At 67.8% G+C, this 20221-nt stretch carries 16 protein-coding genes; 9 read left to right on the top strand and 7 right to left on the bottom strand.

The annotated features are described in order from the left end of the window. Window positions 1-986: 2-oxoglutarate dehydrogenase, E2 component, dihydrolipoamide succinyltransferase (gene sucB, locus BKH28_RS05580; protein WP_256695508.1), on the top strand; the 986-nt coding region annotated here is incomplete at its 5' end. 141 nt (window positions 987-1127) lie between these two features. Here sucB and BKH28_RS05575 read toward each other — a convergent pair. The 3 genes from BKH28_RS05575 to BKH28_RS05565 form a co-directional block, all read right to left on the bottom strand. Further along, window positions 1128-2102: a Clp protease N-terminal domain-containing protein gene (locus tag BKH28_RS05575; protein WP_075417863.1), complete on the bottom strand. Its 975-nt coding sequence runs from the start codon at window positions 2100-2102 to the stop codon at window positions 1128-1130. 2 nt (window positions 2103-2104) lie between these two features. Next, entirely contained in the window at window positions 2105-2347 is a 243-nt protein-coding gene (locus tag BKH28_RS05570; RefSeq protein ID WP_075417862.1) for a hypothetical protein, read from the bottom strand. A 71-nt stretch (window positions 2348-2418) separates the two neighbouring features. Further along, on the bottom strand, window positions 2419-3102 hold the full coding sequence (locus tag BKH28_RS05565) for a TetR/AcrR family transcriptional regulator (RefSeq protein WP_075417861.1): 684 nt from the start codon (window positions 3100-3102) through the stop codon (window positions 2419-2421). 85 nt (window positions 3103-3187) lie between these two features. Here BKH28_RS05565 and BKH28_RS05560 point away from each other — a divergent pair, with 85 nt between their 5' ends. Further along, entirely contained in the window at window positions 3188-5455 is a 2268-nt protein-coding gene (locus tag BKH28_RS05560; protein WP_075417860.1) for an FAD-dependent oxidoreductase, read from the top strand. A gap of 74 nt (window positions 5456-5529) precedes the next feature. On the opposite strand, the gene BKH28_RS05555 is transcribed toward BKH28_RS05560, so the two are convergent. Continuing rightward, window positions 5530-7242, bottom strand: coding sequence for a serine/threonine-protein kinase (locus BKH28_RS05555; RefSeq protein WP_075417870.1), 1713 nt, complete (start codon window positions 7240-7242; stop codon window positions 5530-5532). Between the two features lie 102 nt (window positions 7243-7344). On the opposite strand from BKH28_RS05555, the gene lipB reads away from it, so the two are divergent. From lipB to BKH28_RS05520, 7 genes are all read left to right on the top strand, one after another. Then, window positions 7345-8046, top strand: coding sequence for a lipoyl(octanoyl) transferase LipB (gene lipB / locus BKH28_RS05550; RefSeq protein WP_075417859.1), 702 nt, complete (start codon window positions 7345-7347; stop codon window positions 8044-8046). Window positions 8047-8137: 91 nt separating this feature from the next. After that, window positions 8138-9169 carry a lipoyl synthase gene (locus tag BKH28_RS05545; RefSeq protein ID WP_075417858.1) on the top strand — a complete coding sequence of 344 codons (1032 nt, stop codon included), beginning with the start codon at window positions 8138-8140 and terminating at the stop codon, window positions 9167-9169. A gap of 106 nt (window positions 9170-9275) precedes the next feature. Continuing rightward, window positions 9276-9995: a DUF4191 domain-containing protein gene (locus tag BKH28_RS05540; protein WP_075417857.1), complete on the top strand. Its 720-nt coding sequence runs from the start codon at window positions 9276-9278 to the stop codon at window positions 9993-9995. Window positions 9996-10184: 189 nt separating this feature from the next. After that, entirely contained in the window at window positions 10185-11609 is a 1425-nt protein-coding gene (gene glnA / locus BKH28_RS05535; protein ID WP_075417856.1) for a type I glutamate--ammonia ligase, read from the top strand. Window positions 11610-11764: 155 nt separating this feature from the next. Next, a complete protein-coding gene (locus tag BKH28_RS05530; protein ID WP_075417855.1) occupies window positions 11765-12685 on the top strand; it encodes an ABC transporter substrate-binding protein in 921 nt (306 codons plus the stop codon). Window positions 12686-12688: 3 nt separating this feature from the next. Continuing rightward, a complete protein-coding gene (locus tag BKH28_RS05525; protein WP_075417854.1) occupies window positions 12689-13654 on the top strand; it encodes an amino acid ABC transporter permease in 966 nt (321 codons plus the stop codon). After that, window positions 13651-14451 (top strand): amino acid ABC transporter ATP-binding protein, encoded by an 801-nt coding sequence (locus BKH28_RS05520; protein ID WP_075417853.1) that lies wholly within the window; start codon window positions 13651-13653, stop codon window positions 14449-14451. Before BKH28_RS05525 ends, BKH28_RS05520 begins: the two co-directional genes overlap by 4 nt. A 10-nt stretch (window positions 14452-14461) precedes the next feature. On the opposite strand, the gene BKH28_RS05515 is transcribed toward BKH28_RS05520, so the two are convergent. The 3 genes from BKH28_RS05515 to glnA (BKH28_RS05505) form a co-directional block, all read right to left on the bottom strand. Then, on the bottom strand, window positions 14462-15115 hold the full coding sequence (locus BKH28_RS05515; protein ID WP_075417852.1) for a histidine phosphatase family protein: 654 nt from the start codon (window positions 15113-15115) through the stop codon (window positions 14462-14464). A 117-nt stretch (window positions 15116-15232) separates the two neighbouring features. After that, the gene (locus BKH28_RS05510; RefSeq protein WP_075417851.1) at window positions 15233-18838 is read right to left on the bottom strand and encodes a bifunctional [glutamine synthetase] adenylyltransferase/[glutamine synthetase]-adenylyl-L-tyrosine phosphorylase; all 3606 of its coding nucleotides are present in this window, start codon (window positions 18836-18838) and stop codon (window positions 15233-15235) included. 18 nt (window positions 18839-18856) lie between these two features. After that, window positions 18857-20188, bottom strand: a complete 1332-nt coding sequence (gene glnA / locus BKH28_RS05505; protein ID WP_075417850.1) for a type I glutamate--ammonia ligase — start codon at window positions 20186-20188, stop codon at window positions 18857-18859. Window positions 20189-20221: the final 33 nt, after the last annotated feature.

Here is a 20221-nt window from a genome sequence, read left to right as displayed (position 1 = left end):
CTGCACCCACCGCCCCGGCACCGGTGAGCTCTGGAGCCACGGGCTCCTACGTCACGCCGATCGTGCGCAAGCTCGCCAAGGACAAGGGCGTGGACCTGTCCACCGTCACCGGCACGGGCGTGGGCGGCCGCATCCGCAAGCAGGACGTGGAGGCAGCCGCCAAGGCCGCTGAGGAGGCTCGCGCTGCCGCATCCGCCGCTGCTCCAGCCGCTGAGGCGCCTGCACCTGCCGCTAAGCCGGCCTCGGCCAAGCCCGAGGTGGACACGACCCTGCGTGGCCGCACGGAGAAGATGAGCCGCCTGCGTCAGGTCATCGCCGATCGCATGATCGACTCCCTGCAGACCTCCGCCCAGCTGACCACTGTTGTCGAGGTGGACGTGACTCGCGTGGCCGCGCTGCGGGCCCGCGCGAAGAACGACTTCCTGGCCAAGAACGGCACCAAACTGACCTTCCTGCCCTTCTTCGTCCAGGCGGCCACGGAGGCTCTCAAGGCCCACCCGAAGATCAACGCCTCCATCGAGGGCAAGAACGTCACCTACCACGACGTCGAGCACGTTGGCATCGCGGTGGACACGCCGCGCGGCCTGCTCGTGCCCGTGGTCAAGAATGCCGGGGATCTCAACATCCCCGGGCTGGCCAAGCGCATCAATGACCTGGCCGCCCGCACCCGGGACAACAAGGTCAACCCCGATGAGCTCAGCGGCTCGACCTTCACGATCACCAACACCGGCAGCGGCGGTGCTCTGTTCGACACCCCGATCATCAACCAGCCGGAGGTGGCGATCCTTGGCCTGGGCGCCATCCAGCGCCAGCCCCGCGTCATCAAGGACGCCGATGGCGGCGAGGTCATCGCCATCCGCTCGGTGTGCTACCTGGCCCTGTCCTACGACCACCGACTGGTGGACGGTGCGGACGCGGCCCGCTACCTCATGACGGTCAAGAAGCGCCTCGAGGAAGGCGACTTCGGCGGCGAGCTGGGTCTGTGAGCCTGCCCTCGGCAAGCTAGGCCGTCAACGGGGCCCCGCACCATCACGGTGCGGGGCCCCGTTCGTTGTACCCGGTCTATCGGTTCCCGATGATCGGGCGCATGACAACCACCTCGGTCTGTTCACGGGTTGCGGCTCGGCTCAGGAGTCCTCTGCCCCAGCCCGTGCGATACCGGCGAGCGTGTTGTCCAGCCCCAGACGAGTTCCTCGCCAGAAGAACGGGTACAGCAGCGCTCCCAGCCGCCCCCATGTGCGATGCGCCAGAACCAAACGGACACGAGTGCCGCCCGGCGCCTTGATCAGGTGAAGGTCACGAACGAATGCCACCTCACCATCGCGAGGCCCTGAGACGACGGTGCACGACCAGGTAACCCTTGCGGCCACGGATGTTTCCAGCCGCCACCTCAGGAAGCCGGTTCGGCGGCGCCCCTCCACCCTCTGCACGGCCCCGTCGGAGAGAACCTCAACGAGCTGCTGTCGGGGCAGAACCCACCACGTGAGCCGGTTCGGGTCACAGAGCAGGGTGGCCAGACGGGCTACCGGAGCTGAGATGAAGCGTTCCTGACTCAGCTCCCGATCCAGGCCGTACCCACGGTACTCATCAGTCATCCGGTAGCGTCCCAGAGCTGGTTCCTGATCGGCCACCATCTCAGTGAGCTCAGTACGCAGGCGGTCGACATCGACACCGCAGCGAGTAAGGAGCCTGACAGCAGGGGGCTGGAGCGGAGCGGCGGATGAGGAGATGAGGGCTTGCAGAGCCTGTGTGCTGGTGCTTAACGAAGTCCCCTTACTGTCAATGAGCTCGGCAGCAGCGTCCGAGAGAGGGATCTCCTCTCCTGCCCTCACGGCCAGCTCTTCAGTGGCGATCGGCACAGGTCTGAGAGTGTCGAAAAGGTTGATGCCCACGCGCGCAAGGTCCGTATCAGTCATTTCGTCGACGGCGGCGCGCGCTCGCGCGAGAGTCACGCCCTGAGCCGCCAGGACGGCTGCAGCCGTCCCGCCTTGTGCGAGAAGACCGAGGAGCATGTGCTCCGGCTCGACCTCCCGGTGACGAAGGCGCGCGGCCTCCGTGCGCATGGCTTCGAGCCAGGTCAGGTAGTGGGCAACAGCAGGCATCGTCATCTCCTCCGGGTCGGGGCCAAACCGGGCTGAACTCGCTTGGCGTACTTCTTGTGGACCGCCTGACGAGACACTCCAAGACAGGAGGCCATCTCGCTCCACCCCATGCCCGCGCGCAGAGCGGCCTCGACCTGCGCAAGCTCAAGGCTGTCCGTCAGTCGTCGCAGAGCCGCCACGGCTCGTAGCCCATCCTCGGGGCGAGTGGTGTCAGCAGCTTCGGTGGCTGCAGTGAGCGCATCCATACAAGCAACATAGGTTGACAGAACTATATTGTCAACTTTTGTTGCTATTCACCTCCGACAACGACATTCAGTCAAGAGACCGAACGCCCTTCCGCTTCCGCCGTACACCCACCACTATGCCGATTCCCGCACCCGCAGCCCCCGTCAACCACGGGCACCTCGACCAGGCCGACGACACCTCGAGCGAAGTCGATGCGCTCCTCCATCGAGCCGAACTCGCCCACCAACGGCCCGTCGAGCAGTAACGAGGCCAGGCCGTGCACGCCGGACCAGATCAGGACCTCAGCCTCGAGCTGAGCACCATCGCCCATCATGGCCCTCGCCAGACGGGCCAGCTCATGACGCGCACGCTCACCGGCCTGCACCACCTCCGGAAAGCGCTCGGGATCGCAGACATCGGGCCGGAACATCACCCGGAACACCCCGGGGTGACGCAGCGCGAACTCGACGTAAGCGTTTCCCGAGGCCACCAGGATCGCATGCAGATCCGCGTTCCCAAGCCCCTCGTGCGCCGCAGCGAGCATGTCGGCGAGCTCATCGAAGCCCTCACGCACCAAAGTCGCCAGGATGGCCTCACGGTTGGCGAAGTAGTGGTAAGGAGCCTGGTGCGTACAGCCGGCACGACGCGCGACCTCCCGCATGCTCAGTGCACTGGGGCCAGATTCATCGAGGAGCTGCCTACTGGTTCGCAGCAACTCGGAGCGCAGGTCCCGGCCGCCGCGGCGCCCTGAGGCGCCTGTCGGTTCAGAGGTCATGGCAGAAGTCTAGAACCGCACTACTAGACAGTGTCCAGTTCACTGCTATGCTGACTTGACGCTGTCTAGTATGTGAGGGGTAAGGATGTCCTACGACGTCATCGTGATCGGTTCGGGTATCGGAGGCCTGACGACTGCCGGACTGCTGGCGCGCGCCGCCGGTAAACGAGTCCTCGTCCTTGAGCGGCATACGGAACCGGGCGGCCTGACTCACACCTTCCGGCGCGATGGCGCTTCCTGGGACGTGGGGGTGCACTACATCGGGCAGGTCGGCCCCGGAAGCCAGGGCCGTGCCTACTTCGACTATCTCTCCGGCGGAGAGCTGGAGTGGAACCGCATGCCCGACGCCTATGACAGGTTCGTCTACCCGGGAGTGGACCTGCGCGTCAGCAGTGATCCGGTTCGGTACGAGCGCGACCTGGTTGCCGCCTTCCCTCAGGAGGCCAGAGCAATCCGCCGTTACTTCCAGGATGTTCGCCGGGTGATACGGTGGGCGACACTGGGCTTCGTCCAGGGGATGGTCCCCCGAGCCGCGGCCTCGCTGCTCAGAGCGGCTCAGCGTCTGGGAGGACGACGAGCCACCGGGACGACGAAGGCGTATCTGGATGCCCACTTCCGCTCCCCCGAGCTCAAGGCCGTCCTGGCCAGCCAGTGGGGGGACTACGGGCTGCCGCCGTCCCGATCAGCCTTTGCCGTGCATGCGCTGATCGTCTCCCACTACCTCCAGGGCGCTTGGTTTCCCCGCGGTGGCAGCGCTCGGATCGCCCGCACTATCGAGAAGGGTATCGAGCAGGCCGGAGGCGCCGTCCGCGTCGCTCAGGAGGCGACGGAGATCCTTACCGAGAACGGGGCGGCCGTCGGGGTCCGAGTCATGGACCACCGCGGCGCGCAGGTACGGGAACGCATCTACCGTGCCCCTGTCATTGTCTCCGCCATCGGCGCCTCCAACACCTTCAACCGCCTGCTGCCCACATTCGGTGAGATCGGGCGGCGCACCGAGTCAGCACGCCGCACCCTGGAGCATCTGGGCACTGGCACATCAGCGGTCAGTGTGTTCCTGCGACTGCGTGATGACCCACGCAGTATTGGCATCGATGGCGGCAACGTCTGGGTCAACCGGGATCTCGATCACGAGGGCTCACAGAGGAGCAACGATTCGCTGCTCGAGGGTCATCCTCACGACGTCTTCGTCTCCTTCCCCTCCTTGAAGTCCGGCGAGTCCCCGCACACCGCCGAACTCATCTCCTTCTGTGACGTGAAAGCCTTCCAGCAGTGGGCCGAGCACCCCAGAGGACACCGTGGCCCCGAGTACTCAGCCCTGAAGGAGCGCATCGCCCGCGGCATGCTGGAGCTGGCTGAGAGCGCGGCTCCGGGGTTGACCGGACTCGTGGACTACGCGGAGACCTCCACGCCTCTGACCTACGAGCACTACACCGCCCACCCTGCCGGCGCCTTCTACGGACCTCCTGCCACTCCGCTGAGGTACCGGTCCCGGCCTCTGGGACCTCGCACAGCAGTTCCCGGCCTGTTCCTCTCCGGCCAGGATGCCGGCAGCACCGGCATCATGGGAGCCATGATGGGCGGGGTGGCGGCCGCGTGCCAGGTCCTCGGGCCGCGTGGGTATCCCACCATCACCTCCGCCCTGCGCACGCCCCCCACACCTTCCGCCTCTCGCGGAGGACACGCGCTGCCCGAGGGCAAGCACCGTGCCACCCTGGTCTCCAAGCGTCTTCTGACTCCCAGCGTGTGGGAGGCGGTGCTGCAGCTGGACGGCAGGATCGGCCCGTGGACACCAGGACAGTTCGCCCGCCTGCACGTGGGTGATGACGCATGGCGCGACTACTCGATCGCGGGACTGGAGGAGGATCGTCTTCGTCTGCTCATCTCCACCCGAACAGGCGGCCGAGGATCCCAGTTCATCGAGAACGTGGACACGGGTGCACGTACAGTGGTGGAGTTGCCCCTGGGCGGATTCGGGCTCGCCGACTCGGGTAGGCGCCGCCTGTTCATCGCCACCGGCACGGGAATCGCCCCCATGCTGGCCATGTTCGCTCAGGCTCCCGGTCTGGAGCACGACACGCTGCTCTTCGGGTGCCGTCACCAGGAGGAGGACCTGACCACCAGGATCAGTTCGCCGATGCCGGGGACTGTGGTGCGCTGCCTGAGTCGCGAGGAGGTGCCGGACGCATTCCACGGACGAGTCACCCAGGCCGTCACCGCACTCGCTCACGATCTCCAACTCGACCCCGACGGCACGGACGTCTACCTGTGCGGCTCGGCGGCAATGGTGGCGGACACACGGCACGTGCTCGAGCACGAGGGCTACACGTCAATCCTGACCGAGCCCTACTGAGCGCCACGCGGGCCGTCCCCACCCCGAGTCCGCACCGATCATCGACCACGCCTGGCGGGCAGCGCACCTGGGGGTCACTCCACGGTTCGAATGTCGGCGACGCGCCACGGCGCCGGGACGACAATAAGCACGACCTGCCGGGGCTGGAGGGCCGGAACCGTCCGCGTTCCCTCAGGTCCCGAACGCGTTGAGGCACTTTGAGACAGCATCACCTGCAGCGCTCTGGCACTGGGCCACTGTGCTGCCGCGTCGTCAGGCAGCGTCACCTCAGCGACCTGGCTGATGGAGGTGTGCAGCTCCCCGACGCCTTCACCGGAGTCCAGCAGCTCGGTGAGAACCCGGGTGTCAGCTTCGGCCGCGGGCGACCCCGGTACCGTCGTGGCCGCCAGCGCTGTCGCATCGCCGGCCATGAGGGCCCGGTCTCGAGCCGCGGACAGTCCGACGACGACACTCGCCATGTCCGAGCCACCGTTCCCGCCAGGACCCGGTGTCGACGCCGTTGCGGCCGGACTTCCGGCGGCGACGGGAGATGGGCTTCCCGCGGGGAGGGCGGAGGCCACCGGTCGCGCCGGGCTCGATGGGCTCGTGGCCGCACCGAGCGCCCATGCGGGCCTGTACGACACCAGTGCTTTGGCAGGCCCCCAGGCAGCCAGGCAGACGGCCGCCAGCAGTGCCGCCGCAAGCCCCCAGGCGCGGGAACGTCTGCGCCCCGCTCCTCCTCTTCTCCCCCACCGTATGGCCGCAGGCCCTCGCCCGGTGCGGCCGGCGCCGCCACGGTCCTTTCGGGGCTCGCGCTTCGTCATCGGCCGGGCGCCCGCCCTGGCCTGAGGTCTGAGCCTGGAGCCGATCGTGCGAGTCGGGGTGCGGGCCGCTGCTCGCAGAGAGCCTGCAGCGAGGCGGGCGCCGTCGGGCAGCTCGATGGGTGAGGCGTTCCCCAGCTGAGGCGCTCGGGCAGTCAGGTCCCGGGCCGTGGGACGGTCGGCGGGGTCCTCGGCCAGAGCGTCGGTCAGGAGCCCCGCCAGACGCCGATGGGCGGCACCTCCCTGCCCCGAGCACTCGGTCAGCAGACGAGCAAGGGCGTAGACGTCGCAGGCCGCGGACGCCGGAGCGCCGGCAAGGCGCTCCGGCGCGGCATACTCCTGCGTGCCCATCTCCGTGACGGAGCCCAGCAGGTCGACGAGGACCGGTTGCCCCTCCGTGGTCACCAGGACGTTGCCGGTCGATACGTCACCGTGGGCCGCACCGTGCTCATGCAGGTAGGCCAGTGCCGAGCCCAGAACGTCCAGGAGCGTGGCCAGGTAGGAGGCGCTCAACCTTCCCCGTGCCCCCAGAACCACGTCGAGTCCCGCCCCTTCGACGAGGTCCATGATGACGCCCGCACGGTGCTCGGGCAGCGAGACCACCTCCCGGACGGTCACCAGACCGGGGTGGCGCAGGACGCGCAGATCGGCCAGGCGTCGCAGGACGGCCGCACCTGCGCGCCCCTGGGGCAGGTCGACGACCCGGATGACCACATGATGGCCCTGCGCATCCAGACCGCGACGAGGCGCGCTGGGGGCCGTGGAGCGTCCCATGACCTCGCCGATGGTGTAGCCCTGCTGCGACAGGGCACTGAGCGCCGAGTCGGGAATGCTCGGCTCGGCGTCGGATGTCGGGAGCGAGGGAGGGCGAGCAGCGCCGGCACGGCGGGGCCGACGTCGAGGCACGGGACGGCGCCGGGGCCGCGCACGGTTGGAGGCGCCGTCTCGAGGGCGGTCGGCAGGGCGGGGGCACGTCATCGGGCTCATGCATTCCATGGTCATCACGGCGCTGCGGGATGACCAGCCCATTCGACCGACCTGTGGATAACTCGAACTCCGGTTCCGGTTGTGGTCACGTAGACTACGCCCGTGCTGCGCGAGGACATGGAGCTCGGTTCCCGGCTCATCCCCTTCCATGAGGGCTGGCAGCGGCAGCGGGATCTCCATGCCGAGGTCGTGGAGGGACGGCGTCCCTCCACGCTCCTGCTCGTGGAGCACGAGCCGGTCTACACCGTCGGCAGGCGGACCCACTCCTGGGAGCGGCCCAGTGCCGACGTCGTCGAGCCGGGGCACGTACCAGTGGTCGACGTGGACCGGGGCGGCAAGACCACCTGGCACGGGCCGGGCCAGCTGACCGTCTACCCGATCCTGCGCCTGGCCCAGCCGATTGACGTCATCCGTTACGTGCGGGCGTTGGAAGCCGCCGTGATCGAGCTGTGCGGCCTCTACGGTCTGGAGACGATCCGCGTCGAGGAGCGCTCCGGGGTCTGGCTGCCGGCCGATCCTGAGACCGCGGGCGGAGCCGACCGGCTCCCGCGTCCCGAGCGCAAGATCTGCGCCCTGGGGGTGAGAGTCGCCCGCGGTGTGACGATGCACGGAATCGGCCTGAACGTCGACCCAGATCTGGAGGCCTTCTCCCTGGATCGCATCATTCCCTGCGGAATCGACGACGCCGGCGTGACCTCGTTGAGCGCGGAGACCGGCCATCACCTGTCGACCAGCGCTCCCGCGAACGCATTGGTCTCTGCCCTGGAGAATCATCTGACCCCCTTGGTGGCGGACACCACGTGACAACAGGAGTCACTCCTAGGTCAGAGGTCCTATAAGCCTCGGGAGAGTACTAGACTCCCTGTGGAAACGTCGTCGGCGAGGAGAGGTAGACGTGAGCACCACCGTGGCCCCTGAGGGACGCAAGCTCCTGCGGGTCGAGGCGCGCAACGCCCAGACACCCATCGAGTCCAAGCCCGACTGGCTGCGCACCCGCGCCGTCGTCTCCGACACCTACCAGGCGGTCCGCGGCCTGGTGAGGGAGAAGAGCCTGCACACGGTGTGCGCCGAGGCGAACTGCCCCAACATCTACGAGTGCTGGAACGACCGTGAGGCCACCTTCCTGGTGGGCGGAGAGATGTGCACCCGGCGCTGCGACTTCTGCGACATCGCCACCGGCCGCCCCACCGAGTACGATGTCGATGAGCCCAGGCGCGTGGCGGTCTCGATCAAGGAGATGGAGCTGCGCTACGCCACCGTCACCGGGGTGGCCCGTGACGACCGTCCCGACGGCGGCGCCTGGCTCTATGCCGAGACCGCCCGCCAGGTGCACGAGCTCTCGCCGGGCACCGGGGTCGAGCTGCTCATCCCCGATTTCCGGGGCAACCCGGAGGCCCTGGAGGACGTCTTCTCCTCGCGCCCCGAGGTTCTCGGCCACAACCTGGAGACGGTCCCACGCATCTTCAAGCGGATCCGACCGGCCTTCTCCTACCAGGGCAGTCTCGACGTCATCACGGCCGCCGCGGAAGCGGGTCTGGTCACCAAGTCCAACCTCATCCTGGGCATGGGCGAGACCCGCGACGAGATCGAGGCGGCCATGGCCGCCCTGGTGGAGGCGCGCTGCGACATCCTCACCATCACGCAGTACTTGCGCCCCTCCAAGCTTCACCACCCTGTTGACCGCTGGGTCAAGCCCCAGGAGTTCGTGGATCTCAGCCGTCTGGCCGAGGAGATCGGATTCGCCGCCGTGATGAGCGGGCCCATGGTGCGATCCTCCTACCGTGCCGGGATGCTGTGGGGACGGGCCATGGTCAAGCGCGGCCGCCCCATCCCTGAGCACCTGTCGCAGCTCGCCGAGCCCGCCACCGCCCGCCAGGAGGCGTCGGCCCTGCTGGGAGCCCATCCCCACCTCGTCGCCGCCTGCTGAAGACGGATCGCCACTCCCACGTAGCCGGATTATCGATGCGTTCCAGCCAGGCACGCTGACGGCGAGACCGTGTGTGCCGGCCAGCGACGTCGTCTATTGTGTGCCCGTGAGTAGTGCCCAGTCCCCCCAGCCGAAGAAGAAGCGCCGGCTGGCTCAGTACCTTCAGAACATCAAGGACTCCTACACGATCTCGCGGCGCAGCTATCCGTGGATCGGGTGGGCGATGCTGGCGGCGACCGTCGTCTGCGTCGCCGTGGGCCTGGCAATATCGTTCGCCAGCGGAATGTCCCTGTGGTACTGGCTGTTCCTGGGCATCCTCATGGCGCTCATGGTTGACATGATCATCCTGTCTGTCACCGTGCGTCGCGCCTCCTACTCCCAGATCGAGGGAATGCCGGGAGCGGCGAAGGCCGTTCTGGACCAGATCGGCCGAGGCTGGTACGTCGAGTCCGAGCCTGTGGCCTTCACCAAGGATCAGGACCTCGTGTGGCGGCTTGTGGGACGCCCCGGGGTCGTTCTCATCGCCGAGGGACCGAGCACCCGCACCCGGCGCATGCTGGCTGAGGAGGAGCGCAAGGTCCATCGGCTGCTGTCGACCGTTCCCATCCACACCCTTCAGGTGGGCACTGACGCCGGACAGGTACGTCTGACCGACTTGTCCAAGACGCTGCGCCGGCTTCCGACCAAGCCCACCTCGCTGACCGACAGCGAGATCACGCAGGTCTCCAAGCGCCTGACGTCGATGGCGGGCAAGAACCTGCCGATTCCCAAGCACATTGATCCGAATCGGGTCCGTCCCGACCGCCGTGCGATGCGCGGCCGCTGAAACGCCTCCCGGGTCACCTCCACCTTCCATCACTCAGCGCCTGCCGCCTCAAGGGGCCGGAGAATAACGGGCGAAACACTCAGGCAACACTGGCGCCATTCCTTTGTCACGGCAGCGTCAATATAGTTGCCGATGTCAGCCGCAGTGCATACGTGTGGAGTATGTGCGCCGTTCCCACTTGGAGGAGATATGTTCAAGGACGCATCCGAGGCACTGACGTTCATCGAGAAGGAGAATGTCGCGCTGGTCGATGTGCGGTTCTGCGACCTACCCGGCGTCATGCAGCACTTCACCATTCCTGTGGCCGCTTTCAAGGACGAGGCACTGACCGACGGCCTCATGTTTGACGGCTCATCAATCCGAGGCTTCACCGCGATCCACGAGTCGGACATGAAGCTGGTTCCCGATGTGACCACAGCCTTCCTGGACCCGTTCCGTGAGGAGAAGACCCTGGTCGTCAACTTCTCGATCGTCGATCCCTTCACGGATGAGGTCTACTCGCGCGACCCTCGCTCGATCGCCGCCAAGGCGGAGGACTACCTGCGCTCCACCGGAATCGCCGACACCTGCTATATCGGAGCGGAGGCCGAGTTCTACCTCTTCGACTCGGTGCGCTACGAGTCCTCACCGGCCGAGTCCTTCTACGCCATCGACTCCTCCGAGGCGGCCTGGAACACCGGTCGTGAGGAGGAGGGCGGCAACAAGGGTTATAAGACCGCTTTCAAGGGCGGCTACTTCCCCGTCTCACCCAACGATCAGATGGCTGATATCCGCGATCGCATGGTCCGCACCTGTCTCACCTCCGGCCTGGAGATCGAACGGGCGCATCACGAGGTCGGCACTGCCGGACAGCAGGAGATCAACTACCGCTTCAGCTCTCTGCTCGCGGCGGGTGATGACATGATGAAGTTCAAGTACATCATCAAGAACGAGGCCTGGCGCAACGGCAAGACGGCCACATTCATGCCCAAGCCGATCTTCGGCGACAACGGCTCCGGCATGCACACCCACCACTCGCTGTGGAAGGACGGCAAACCGCTGTTCTTCGACGAGCGGGGCTACGGCCAGCTCTCGGACCTCGCTCGTTGGTACATCGGCGGGATCCTGGCTCACGCCCCGGCACTGCTGGCCTTCACCAACCCGTCGGTGAACTCCTTCCACCGCCTGGTCCCCGGTTTCGAGGCCCCGGTCAACCTGGTCTACTCGGCCCGTAACCGCTCGGCCTGCATCCGCATCCCGGTCACGGGCTCCTCCCCCAAGGCCAAGCGGGTGGAGTACCGCGTACCGGATCCGTCCTCCAATCCCTACCTGTGCTTCGCCGCCGTACTCATGGCGGGTATCGACGGCATCCGCAACCGCATCGAGCCCCGTGAGCCCATCGACAAGGACCTCTACGAGCTCGCTCCCGAGGAGTACTTCGACATCGACAAGCTCCCCGACAGTCTGGACCAGGCCCTGGAGGCCCTGGAGGATGACCACGACTTCCTCACCGAGGGGGACGTCTTCACCCCTGATCTCATCGAGACCTGGATCGAGTACAAGCGCACCAACGAGATCGAGCCGCTGCGGCTGCGCCCCCACCCTTACGAGTTCCAGCTCTACTACGACCTGTGAGTTGTTGACTCAGCTCAGACGGCGGCCCTGAGCCTCCTACGCACGAGGCTCAGGGCCGCCGTCGTGCTGTACGCCACCCTCCCTACTTGCATATCTATACTGCATTGCGGATATTCTTTCTTTGTCTTGACCCACTCCGAAGAGGAGATCCCACAATGAGGATCCGCCAACACGCCGCCCTCGGGCTGGCAGCCACAGCCTGCCTGGTCCTCAGCGGATGCACCAACGCCGCTGACTGGAACGCGGACCGGAGCTCGCAGATCCACTCCTACGACACCTCCTCGATCCAGGCGCAGCCCGACATCATCGCCAAGCTCCCCCAAGGCGCTCTCGAGGACGGCGTCCTCAACGTGGCGGCGTCCACGGACTACGCACCGGCGGAGTTCCTCGATCCCTCGGGCAAGGCCGTCGGCTACGACGTCGACCTGACCAACGCGATCGCCGCCGTCCTGGGCGTCAAGGGCACGGTGCACACCGCCGAGTTCGACTCCATCATCGCCTCAATCGGCTCGAAGTACGACGCGGGCATCTCCTCCTTCACCGTCACTCCCGAGCGGATCGCGGAGGTCAATATGACCGCCTACATCAATGTGGGTTCCCGATTCAACGTCCAGGCCGGCAACCCCAAGGGCGTTGAGACCTCCGACCACCTCAAGCTGTGCGGACGGACCGTCGGTGTCCAGGTGGGAACCGCCCAGGAGACCACCATGCGCAGCGCCGCCGAAAAATGCGCCAAGGAGGGCAAGGCGGTGCTGTCCGTACGTTCCTACTCCAAGCAGTCCGAGGCCACCACCGGCCTGGTGGGCGGCACCATCGACGCCACCTACTCCGACTCCACCGTGGCCGGATACGCCGTCGAGCTGACCGACGGCCAGGTCGTCACCCTGGGCGAGGTGGAGGACGCCGCCCCCCAGGGGGTGGTGACCTCCAAGGCCGATCCGCAGTTCACCGCCGCGATCCAGGCCGCCATCCAGTACCTCATGGACCAGGGCATCTGGCAGAAGATCCTGGACAACTGGGGCGTGAAGGACGCCGCCTTGACCACCGCAGAACTCAATCCCGCAGTGAAGGAGTGAGCCGTGACCGCCTCACCCGCCTCTGAGGACGACAAGGTCGTCCTCAACAACCCCAAGCCCGTCCCCCGCCCGGGGACGTGGATCAGTGCCGCGATCGTCTCGATCCTGGGGGCCATGCTCATCCACGGGCTGGTCACCAATGAGAAGTTCCACTGGTCCACGGTCTGGTTCTTCCTGCGTGAGGTCCACGTGGTCAAGGCCGTCGGATGGACACTGCTGCTGACCTTCATGGCCATGGCCATCGGCATCGTGCTTGCGGTCACCACGGCGATCCTGCGCCAGTCCTCCAACCCGGTCCTGCGCTGGGTGGCGCTGGCCTACCTGTGGTTCTTCCGCGGCACCCCTATCTACACCCAGCTCGTGTTCTGGGGGGCGCTGTCCGCGCTCTACCAGAAGCTGAGTCTGGGAATCCCCTTCGGCCCCGAGCTGCTGACCTTCAAGACGACGACCGTCTTCACCCCCTTCGTCGCGGCGGTCCTGGGACTGGGCATCAACGAGGGAGCCTATCTCTCCGAGATCGTCCGTTCGGGCCTGAACTCGGTGGACAAGGGCCAGAGCGAGGCCGCCGGGGCCCTGGGCATGAGTAGGAGCCAGATCCTGCGCAGGATCGTCCTGCCGCAGGCGATGAGGGTCATCGTCCCGCCCACCGGCAACGAGACGATCTCCATGCTCAAGACGACCTCCTTGGTGCTGGCGGTCCCCTTCACCCTGGATCTGACCTTCGTCACCAACTCCTACGCGTCGCTGACCTACCAGATCATTCCACTGCTTCTCGTCGCGGCCATCTGGTACATCATCATTACCTCGATCCTCATGGTGGGGCAGCACTACATCGAGCGCTACTACGGCAAGGGCTTCGACCCTGACAAGTCCTCCGCCTCCCCCGGCCGGGGCCTGTCCGCCCGCCAGCAGGCCATCCTCGATGCGCACACCACCAAGGACAATCCCTTCCTGGAGGTCACCCCATGAGCACATCCACCCACGCCGCGGCGGGGACGCCCAAGGTCGAGATCAGCGACCTGCACAAGTTCTTCGGCGAGCTGCACGTGCTGCGGGGCATCGACCTCATCGTCCCGCCCGGCTCAGTCACGGTCCTCATCGGCCCATCCGGCTCGGGGAAATCGACGCTGCTGCGCTGCATCAACGAGCTGGAGTCCATCGACGCCGGCCGGGTCAAGGTCGACGGCGAGCTCATCGGTATGCGTGAGGTCGAGCGCGGTGGTCGCACCGAGCTGCATGCCCTGTCGGACAGGGCCCGTGCCGCTCAGCGCGCCAAGATCGGCATGGTCTTCCAGCGTTTCAACCTCTTCCCCCACATGACGGCTCTGGAGAACGTCATGGAGGCACCGATCCTGGTCAAGAAGACTCCGAAGGCCAAGGCCCGCGAACGCGGTATCGAGCTGCTGGAGCGGGTGGGACTGGGTGACCGGTTCGACCACTACCCCTCCCAGCTCTCCGGTGGTCAGCAGCAGCGGGTGGCGATCGCCCGCGCCCTGGCGATGGACCCCGAGCTCATGCTCTTCGACGAGCCGACTTCGGCCCTGGATCCCGAACTGGTGGGTGAGGTGCTTCAGGTGATGAAGGATCTCGCCGCCTCCGGCATGACGATGGTCGTGGTCACCCACGAGATGGGCTTCGCCCGGGAGGTCGGCGACCAGCTGATCTTCATGGACGGCGGTGTCATCTGCGAGTCCGGTGACCCCGTCAAGGTCCTGGACGATCCCCAGGCCGAACGTACCCGGGCCTTCCTCTCCTCGGTGCTCTAAGGCGGGCCGGTCAGGAGGCGGCCCGGTCCCAAGCTCCGTCATCCCAGGAGGTCAGGCTCCACCCGGCACCGGGATCGCCGTCGACGATGGTGATCCCGGTGTTGTGCATGGGGCGGTCGGCAACCCACAGCGGGTCCACACCGCCTCCGGCCGCGGCCCTCAGAGAGGTCCACAGGCGCAGCGCGGTGCCGTGGGAGACGAGCAAGGCCGCCGAGTCCCCCGCCTGGGCGGTCTGCTCGTAGATGCGGCCGACGGCGTCGTCGAAGCGCTGAAGCGTGTCGTGTCCATCCTCCGGGGATCCGGGGATGCGGCAGGCGGGGCGCCCCGCCATCCATGCCCGGGTGGTGTCCACGTAGCAGGCCACCGAGCGCGCATCGGTGTTCATCTCCAGGTCGGCGGCGAGGACCTCACGCAGTCCTGAGTCGACGGTGGCGCTCAGGCCGGTGGCGGTCTCGATGGGGGCGATGGTCTGCCTGGCGCGCAGAATCGGGGAGACCCACAGTGAGCCCAGTCCCTGAAGCAGGCCGGCCTTCTCCAGGCGGGCCGGCAGCCCGTCGGCCTGTCCCAGCCCCACGTCATCCAGGGGATTTCCGGGGAAGGCGGTGTCGAGTGCCTGCATGACATTGGCCGCGGTGCGACCGTGGCGTACGAGAATGAGCCTCACGGCGCCAAGTCTGCCAGGTTCGCGGGGCGGCGGTCCTCGACGACGGTGCGATCCTCATCGCCCGGCAGCATCCGCCTGGTATCCGGCTGGTGTCCAGCTGGTACTGACTCTGCCTGGTCAGCTCCAGGGGTAGGGTCCCTCCGGTCGCCTTCTGGTGGCGCGGCTGCGGTTTGCCCGCCTGGAGCTCTTGGAGCCTGCCGCTTCTGCACCCCGACGGGGCTGCGCGCGAGCGTTCCGGGCCCAGCCTGTTGAGTGGGGCGGCGGTGAGTCCGCGCTGTGCTGCTGAGCCTGCGACGTGGTGGTCGGCTGCGTTGATGCGGAGGAGCCGTGGGCGGCGGTGTCGGTGAAGACGATGCGTTCGGCCACCGCGCGCGCGTGGCGGGCGCTGCGACGGTAAAGGTCCTCGAGCTCTCTCTCCCTGCCCGCGCCCAGGCCGATGAGACGCCCCACCAGACGGATCTCCCGGATCTGGGTAGGAAGGACCTGGGAGCGCGGCCCCGAGGCGCGCCCGGTTCCCAGGACGATCGCCGAGCGCAGCCGACTGGCCAGGATCCAGGCCGCCACCAGCTCTCCCCCGCCGTCCGCGCTCAGTACCCCGGCCTGGACCGCAGCCTGGAGCGCGCCGACGGTCGAGGTGGTCCGCAGCTCGGGTATCCGACCGGCGTGAGCGAGCTGAAGTACCTGGGCACTCCATTCCACGTCACTGAGCCCTCCGGGGCCGAGCTTGAGGTGTCGGGCAGGGTCGATGCCCCGGGGCAGGCGCTCGGCCTCCACCCGTGCCTTGATCCTGCGGATCTCCCGCAGGTCCTGGGGCTGCAGTCCGTCCTGCGCCCAGCGCAGGGGGTTGATAAGCTCCTCGAACCGCCGGCCCAGGTCCCGGTCTCCGGCGCAGGAACGGGCGCGCAGCAGCGCCTGACGCTCCCACAGGGCGGACCAGCGGCCGTAGTACTCGCGGTAGGCGTCCAGCGAGCGGCTCATGACGCCGTTGCGGCCCTCGGGCCGCAGATCGCAGTCCACTTCGAGGGGGTGCGGGAGCGCCGAGGCCAGAAGCCCCATGACCTGCTTGGCGACGGCCTCGGCCTCCTGGGCGGCGGCCTCCTCACCCACCCCGTCACAGGCCTCGTGGACGAAGAGGACATCCGCGTCGGAGGCGTACCCGATCTCGCGGCCTCCCAGGCGTCCCATGGCGACGATGGCGTGGCGGGCGAGAGCGGCCTGCCAGCGCCCGTCGGCGTCGGGTCCCGAGGAAACGGCCTCCAGCCCGTCGCGCTGGGCGATGACCAGCCCGGTGGCGACGGTCAGAGCCCCGTCCAGGACCGCGTCGGTGGCGTCGGAGAGGATGGAGGCGGTGCGTTCGGGGTCGATGCAGTCCAGGCAGTCCGCCAGTGAGGCGCGTACCTCCTCACGGGCTCGCACTCTCAGGATCGCCTGGGTCGCCTCGAGCGCCTGCTCGGCAAGGGCCGCGTCATCGGGGCCGGTGAGGCTGCGACGGCGCAGGACGGCGGCAACCTCCTCCGCCAGGGCGACGGATCGGCGGGGCTCGAGCTCACCGTCGTCGTCGAGCCAGGCGATGGACTCGGGGAACTCCGCCAGGCGCTCGGTGGCCCAGTGGGCGCTGGAGAGGACCTGGCACAGTCTGCGGGCCGCCACCGGCGAGTCCCGCAGCATGGCCAGGTACCAGTGCGACCCTCCGATGGCCTCGGACAGCCGTCGGAAGGACAGCAGGCCGAAATCGGGGTCGGCTCCTTCACCGATCCAGCCGATGATGACCGGCAGCAGCTGGCGCTGGATCGCGGCGCGGCGGCTGACCCCTTCGGTGAGTGCCTGGATGTGGCGCAGTGCCCCGTCGGGGTCCGTGTAGCCGACGGCGGCGAGGCGCTCACGCGCAGCCTGAGGGCTCAGGGCCATCTCATCGGCGCTGAGGGCGGCTGCGAAGCCCAGTAGGGGACGGTAGTAGATCTCCTGATGGAGGGACCGCACTCGCCGGCGCAGGTCCTTGAAACCCTCCCACAGGCTGTCGCCCCGGCCCAGGCAGTCGCTGATGCCCCGCTCGATGCGGCGCAGGTTCTCCGCCTTCTCAGGAAGGTTGTGGGTACGGCGCAGGCGGAAGAGCTGGCTGCGATGCTCCAGCAGCCGCAGGGCCTTGTAGCAGCCGCTCAAGGCCGCGGCATCGGTTCGGCTGACGTAGCCTCCTGCGCTGAGAGCGTCGAGAGCCTCCAGGGTGCCGCGCACGCGCAGGCTCTCATCGGAGCGGCCGTGGACGAGCTGGAGGAGCTGGACGGTGAACTCGACGTCTCGTAGGCCACCGGGTCCCAGCTTGATACGCCGGTCCTCTCCGCCGCGCGGCACTGACTCCTTCTCCACCCGGCGCCGCATGGCACGGGCGTCCTCAACGAAGTTCTCCCGTCGGCTGGCCTCCCACACGTAGGGCGCCACGCCTTGCTCGTAGAGGGTGCCGAGCTCCGCGTCCCCGGCGCAGGCCCTGGCCTTGAGCAGGGCCTGGAACTCCCAGGAGGCGGCCCATCGGCGGTAGTAGGCCAGGTGGGAGTCGAGAGTGCGCACGAGCGCACCGTCCTTGCCCTCAGGACGCAGCGCCGTGTCCAGCGGCCACAGGGGCGGCTCGGGCGCGGTGGCGGAGACGACGTGGGCGAGCTCTGTGGCCAGGTGGGTGCCGACGTCCACGAGGTGCTCCTCGCTGATCGGTTCTTGAGCGTCCTGGGGCTCGTGGGCGGGGCCGACGACGTAGACGACGTCGACGTCCGAGATGTAGTTGAGCTCGCGGGCCCCGGTCTTGCCCATGGCGATCACGGCGAGAGCCACCTCATCCGCCTGCGGCCCGACGGCGGCGCGGGCGACGAGCAGAGCCGCGTCCAGGGCGGCGTCGGCGAGCTCGGCCATGCGACGGCAGACAGTGGGCACGTGCTCGATCGGGTCGGCGCTGGTGAGGTCATCGGCGACGATCGCCGTGAGCCGGTCCCGGTAGACGCGCCGCAGCACCGCGGTCGCCCGGCTGACTGCCGGGCCCGCTCCTGCGGGGTGAGGGGTTGTCTCATCACTGTCTGACGGGTCTGCCTCCGCAAGGTCGGCCTGCCCCAGCACGTCCAGGACGGCTCGTTGCAGCGTCTCACCGACGCCGGGCTCCTCCGGGGAGCCCCACGCCCTGAGCGGCGCGAGCGCCGTGAGACGCTCGGGATGGGTCACGAGGAAGTCGCCCAGGGCCTGCGAGGCGCCCAGGACCGCGAGCAGACGGTGCCTGTGCTCACGCGGCTCTGCGGCCGGATCACTCAGGATGCTGCGCAGGAGTGCCGCCGGTGTCGTCGTGCACCCGGGCTCGATACCGCCTTCCGATACCAGGTGGCCCGACTCGGATGCGGTGGCGGCCTCGGCGAGTCGGACGAGGCTGAGCAGGGCCATGTCAGGATCCGCGGTGAGCGCCAGGGAGTCGATGAGGTCCTCGCGAGCCGGCCCGAGCCGCACGTCGGCGGGTCGGCCGCCTGGACGCCTGGAGCGATCCGCTGAGACACGTCCGCCGGGATCTCCCGCCTCGCCGACGTCGTCGGCCTGGGCATCCGCCGGGAGGAAGGGCAGCAGCGCCGGGTCGCCCAGGAGCGTTCCGGCGCGGGCGGGGTCCTGGAATCCGGCCCGCAGCAGCAGGGTCCTGGGCGAGGAGCTGTGCCGGGAGGGGGACCCGATCGGCGGTCGCTTCTCGCTGCGGTCTCTCACAGCTGTCTCCTGCTCCGCTCAGGCGCGCGGGAAGAACTGGCTGATCTCGAAATCGGTGACCTGGGCGTCGTAGGCCCGGTACTCGCGGCGCTTGTTGCGCAGGAAGAACTCGAAGGTGTCCTCACCGAAGGTGTCTGCCACCAGGTCGGAGCCCTCCATGGCGGCAACCGCGCTCTTGAGTGAGGTGGGCAGGGCGTGGATGCCCAGGGCCCTGCGCTCCATCTCTGACAGGGCCCAGACGTCGTCCTCGGCCTCCGGAGGAAGCTCGTAGCCCTCCTCGATGCCCTTGAGGCCCGCAGCCAGGATGACCGCGTAGGCCAGGTAGGGGTTGGCCGAGGAGTCGATGCCGCGGAACTCCACCCGCGCCGACTGGGCCTTGCCGGGCTTGTGCATGGGAACGCGCACGAGGGCGGAGCGGTTGTTGTGGCCCCAGCACACGTAGCTGGGGGCCTCGTCCCCTCCCCACAGGCGCTTGTAGGAGTTGACGTGCTGGTTGGTGACCGCCGTGATCTCCGAGGCATGGTGCAGCAGCCCGGCGATGAAGGAGCGACCGGTGGCGGAGAGCTGGTACTGGCCGGAGGGGTCGAAGAAGGCGTTGCGGTCGCCCTCGAACAGGGAGAAGTGCGTGTGCATGCCCGAGCCGAACTGGTCGGGGAAGGGCTTGGGCATGAAGGTCGCCAGGCAGCCCTCCTCCAGTGCGACCTCCTCAACGACGGCGCGGAAGGTCATGATGTTGTCCGCCATGGACAGGGCGTCGGCGAAGCGCAGGTCGATCTCGTTCTGACCGGGGCCGCCCTCGTGGTGGGAGAACTGCACCGAGATCCCCATCTGCTCGAGCATGAGGATGGCGTGGCGGCGGAAGTCGTGGGCGGTCCCCCCGGGTACGTGGTCGAAGTAACCGGCGTCATCAGTGGGGCGGATACGCCCGTCGGCGTCGCGCTTGACCAGGTAGAACTCGATCTCCGGGTGGATGTAGCAGGTGAAGCCGGCCTCGGCGACCCGGGCGAGCTGGCGCTCGAGCACGGAGCGCGGGTCGGTGCGGGCGGGCTCGCCGTCGGGCGTGAGAACATCGCAGAACATGCGGGCCACACCGTTGTCCCCGTCCCGCCACGGCAGCATCTGGAAGGTGGAGGGGTCAGGAGCCAGGAGCATGTCGGACTCAAAGACGCGGGTCAGGCCCTCGATCGCCGATCCGTCGAAGCCGATGCCCTCCTCGAAGGCACTCTCGACCTCGGCAGGTGCGATGGCCACGGACTTGAGCTGTCCGGAGACGTCAGTGAACCACAGGCGGATGAAGCTGATGTCACGTTCCTCGATGGCTCGGAGCACGTACTCCTGCTGCTTGTCCAATGGGGCCTCCTCAGCATGGTGGTGCGGTAGCCG

The organism is Actinomyces oris, from assembly GCF_001937665.1.
Classification (GTDB): domain Bacteria; phylum Actinomycetota; class Actinomycetes; order Actinomycetales; family Actinomycetaceae; genus Actinomyces; species Actinomyces stomatis.
The sequence above is the reverse complement of the archived record's forward strand: the minus strand, read 5'-3'. Positions and strand labels throughout refer to the sequence as shown.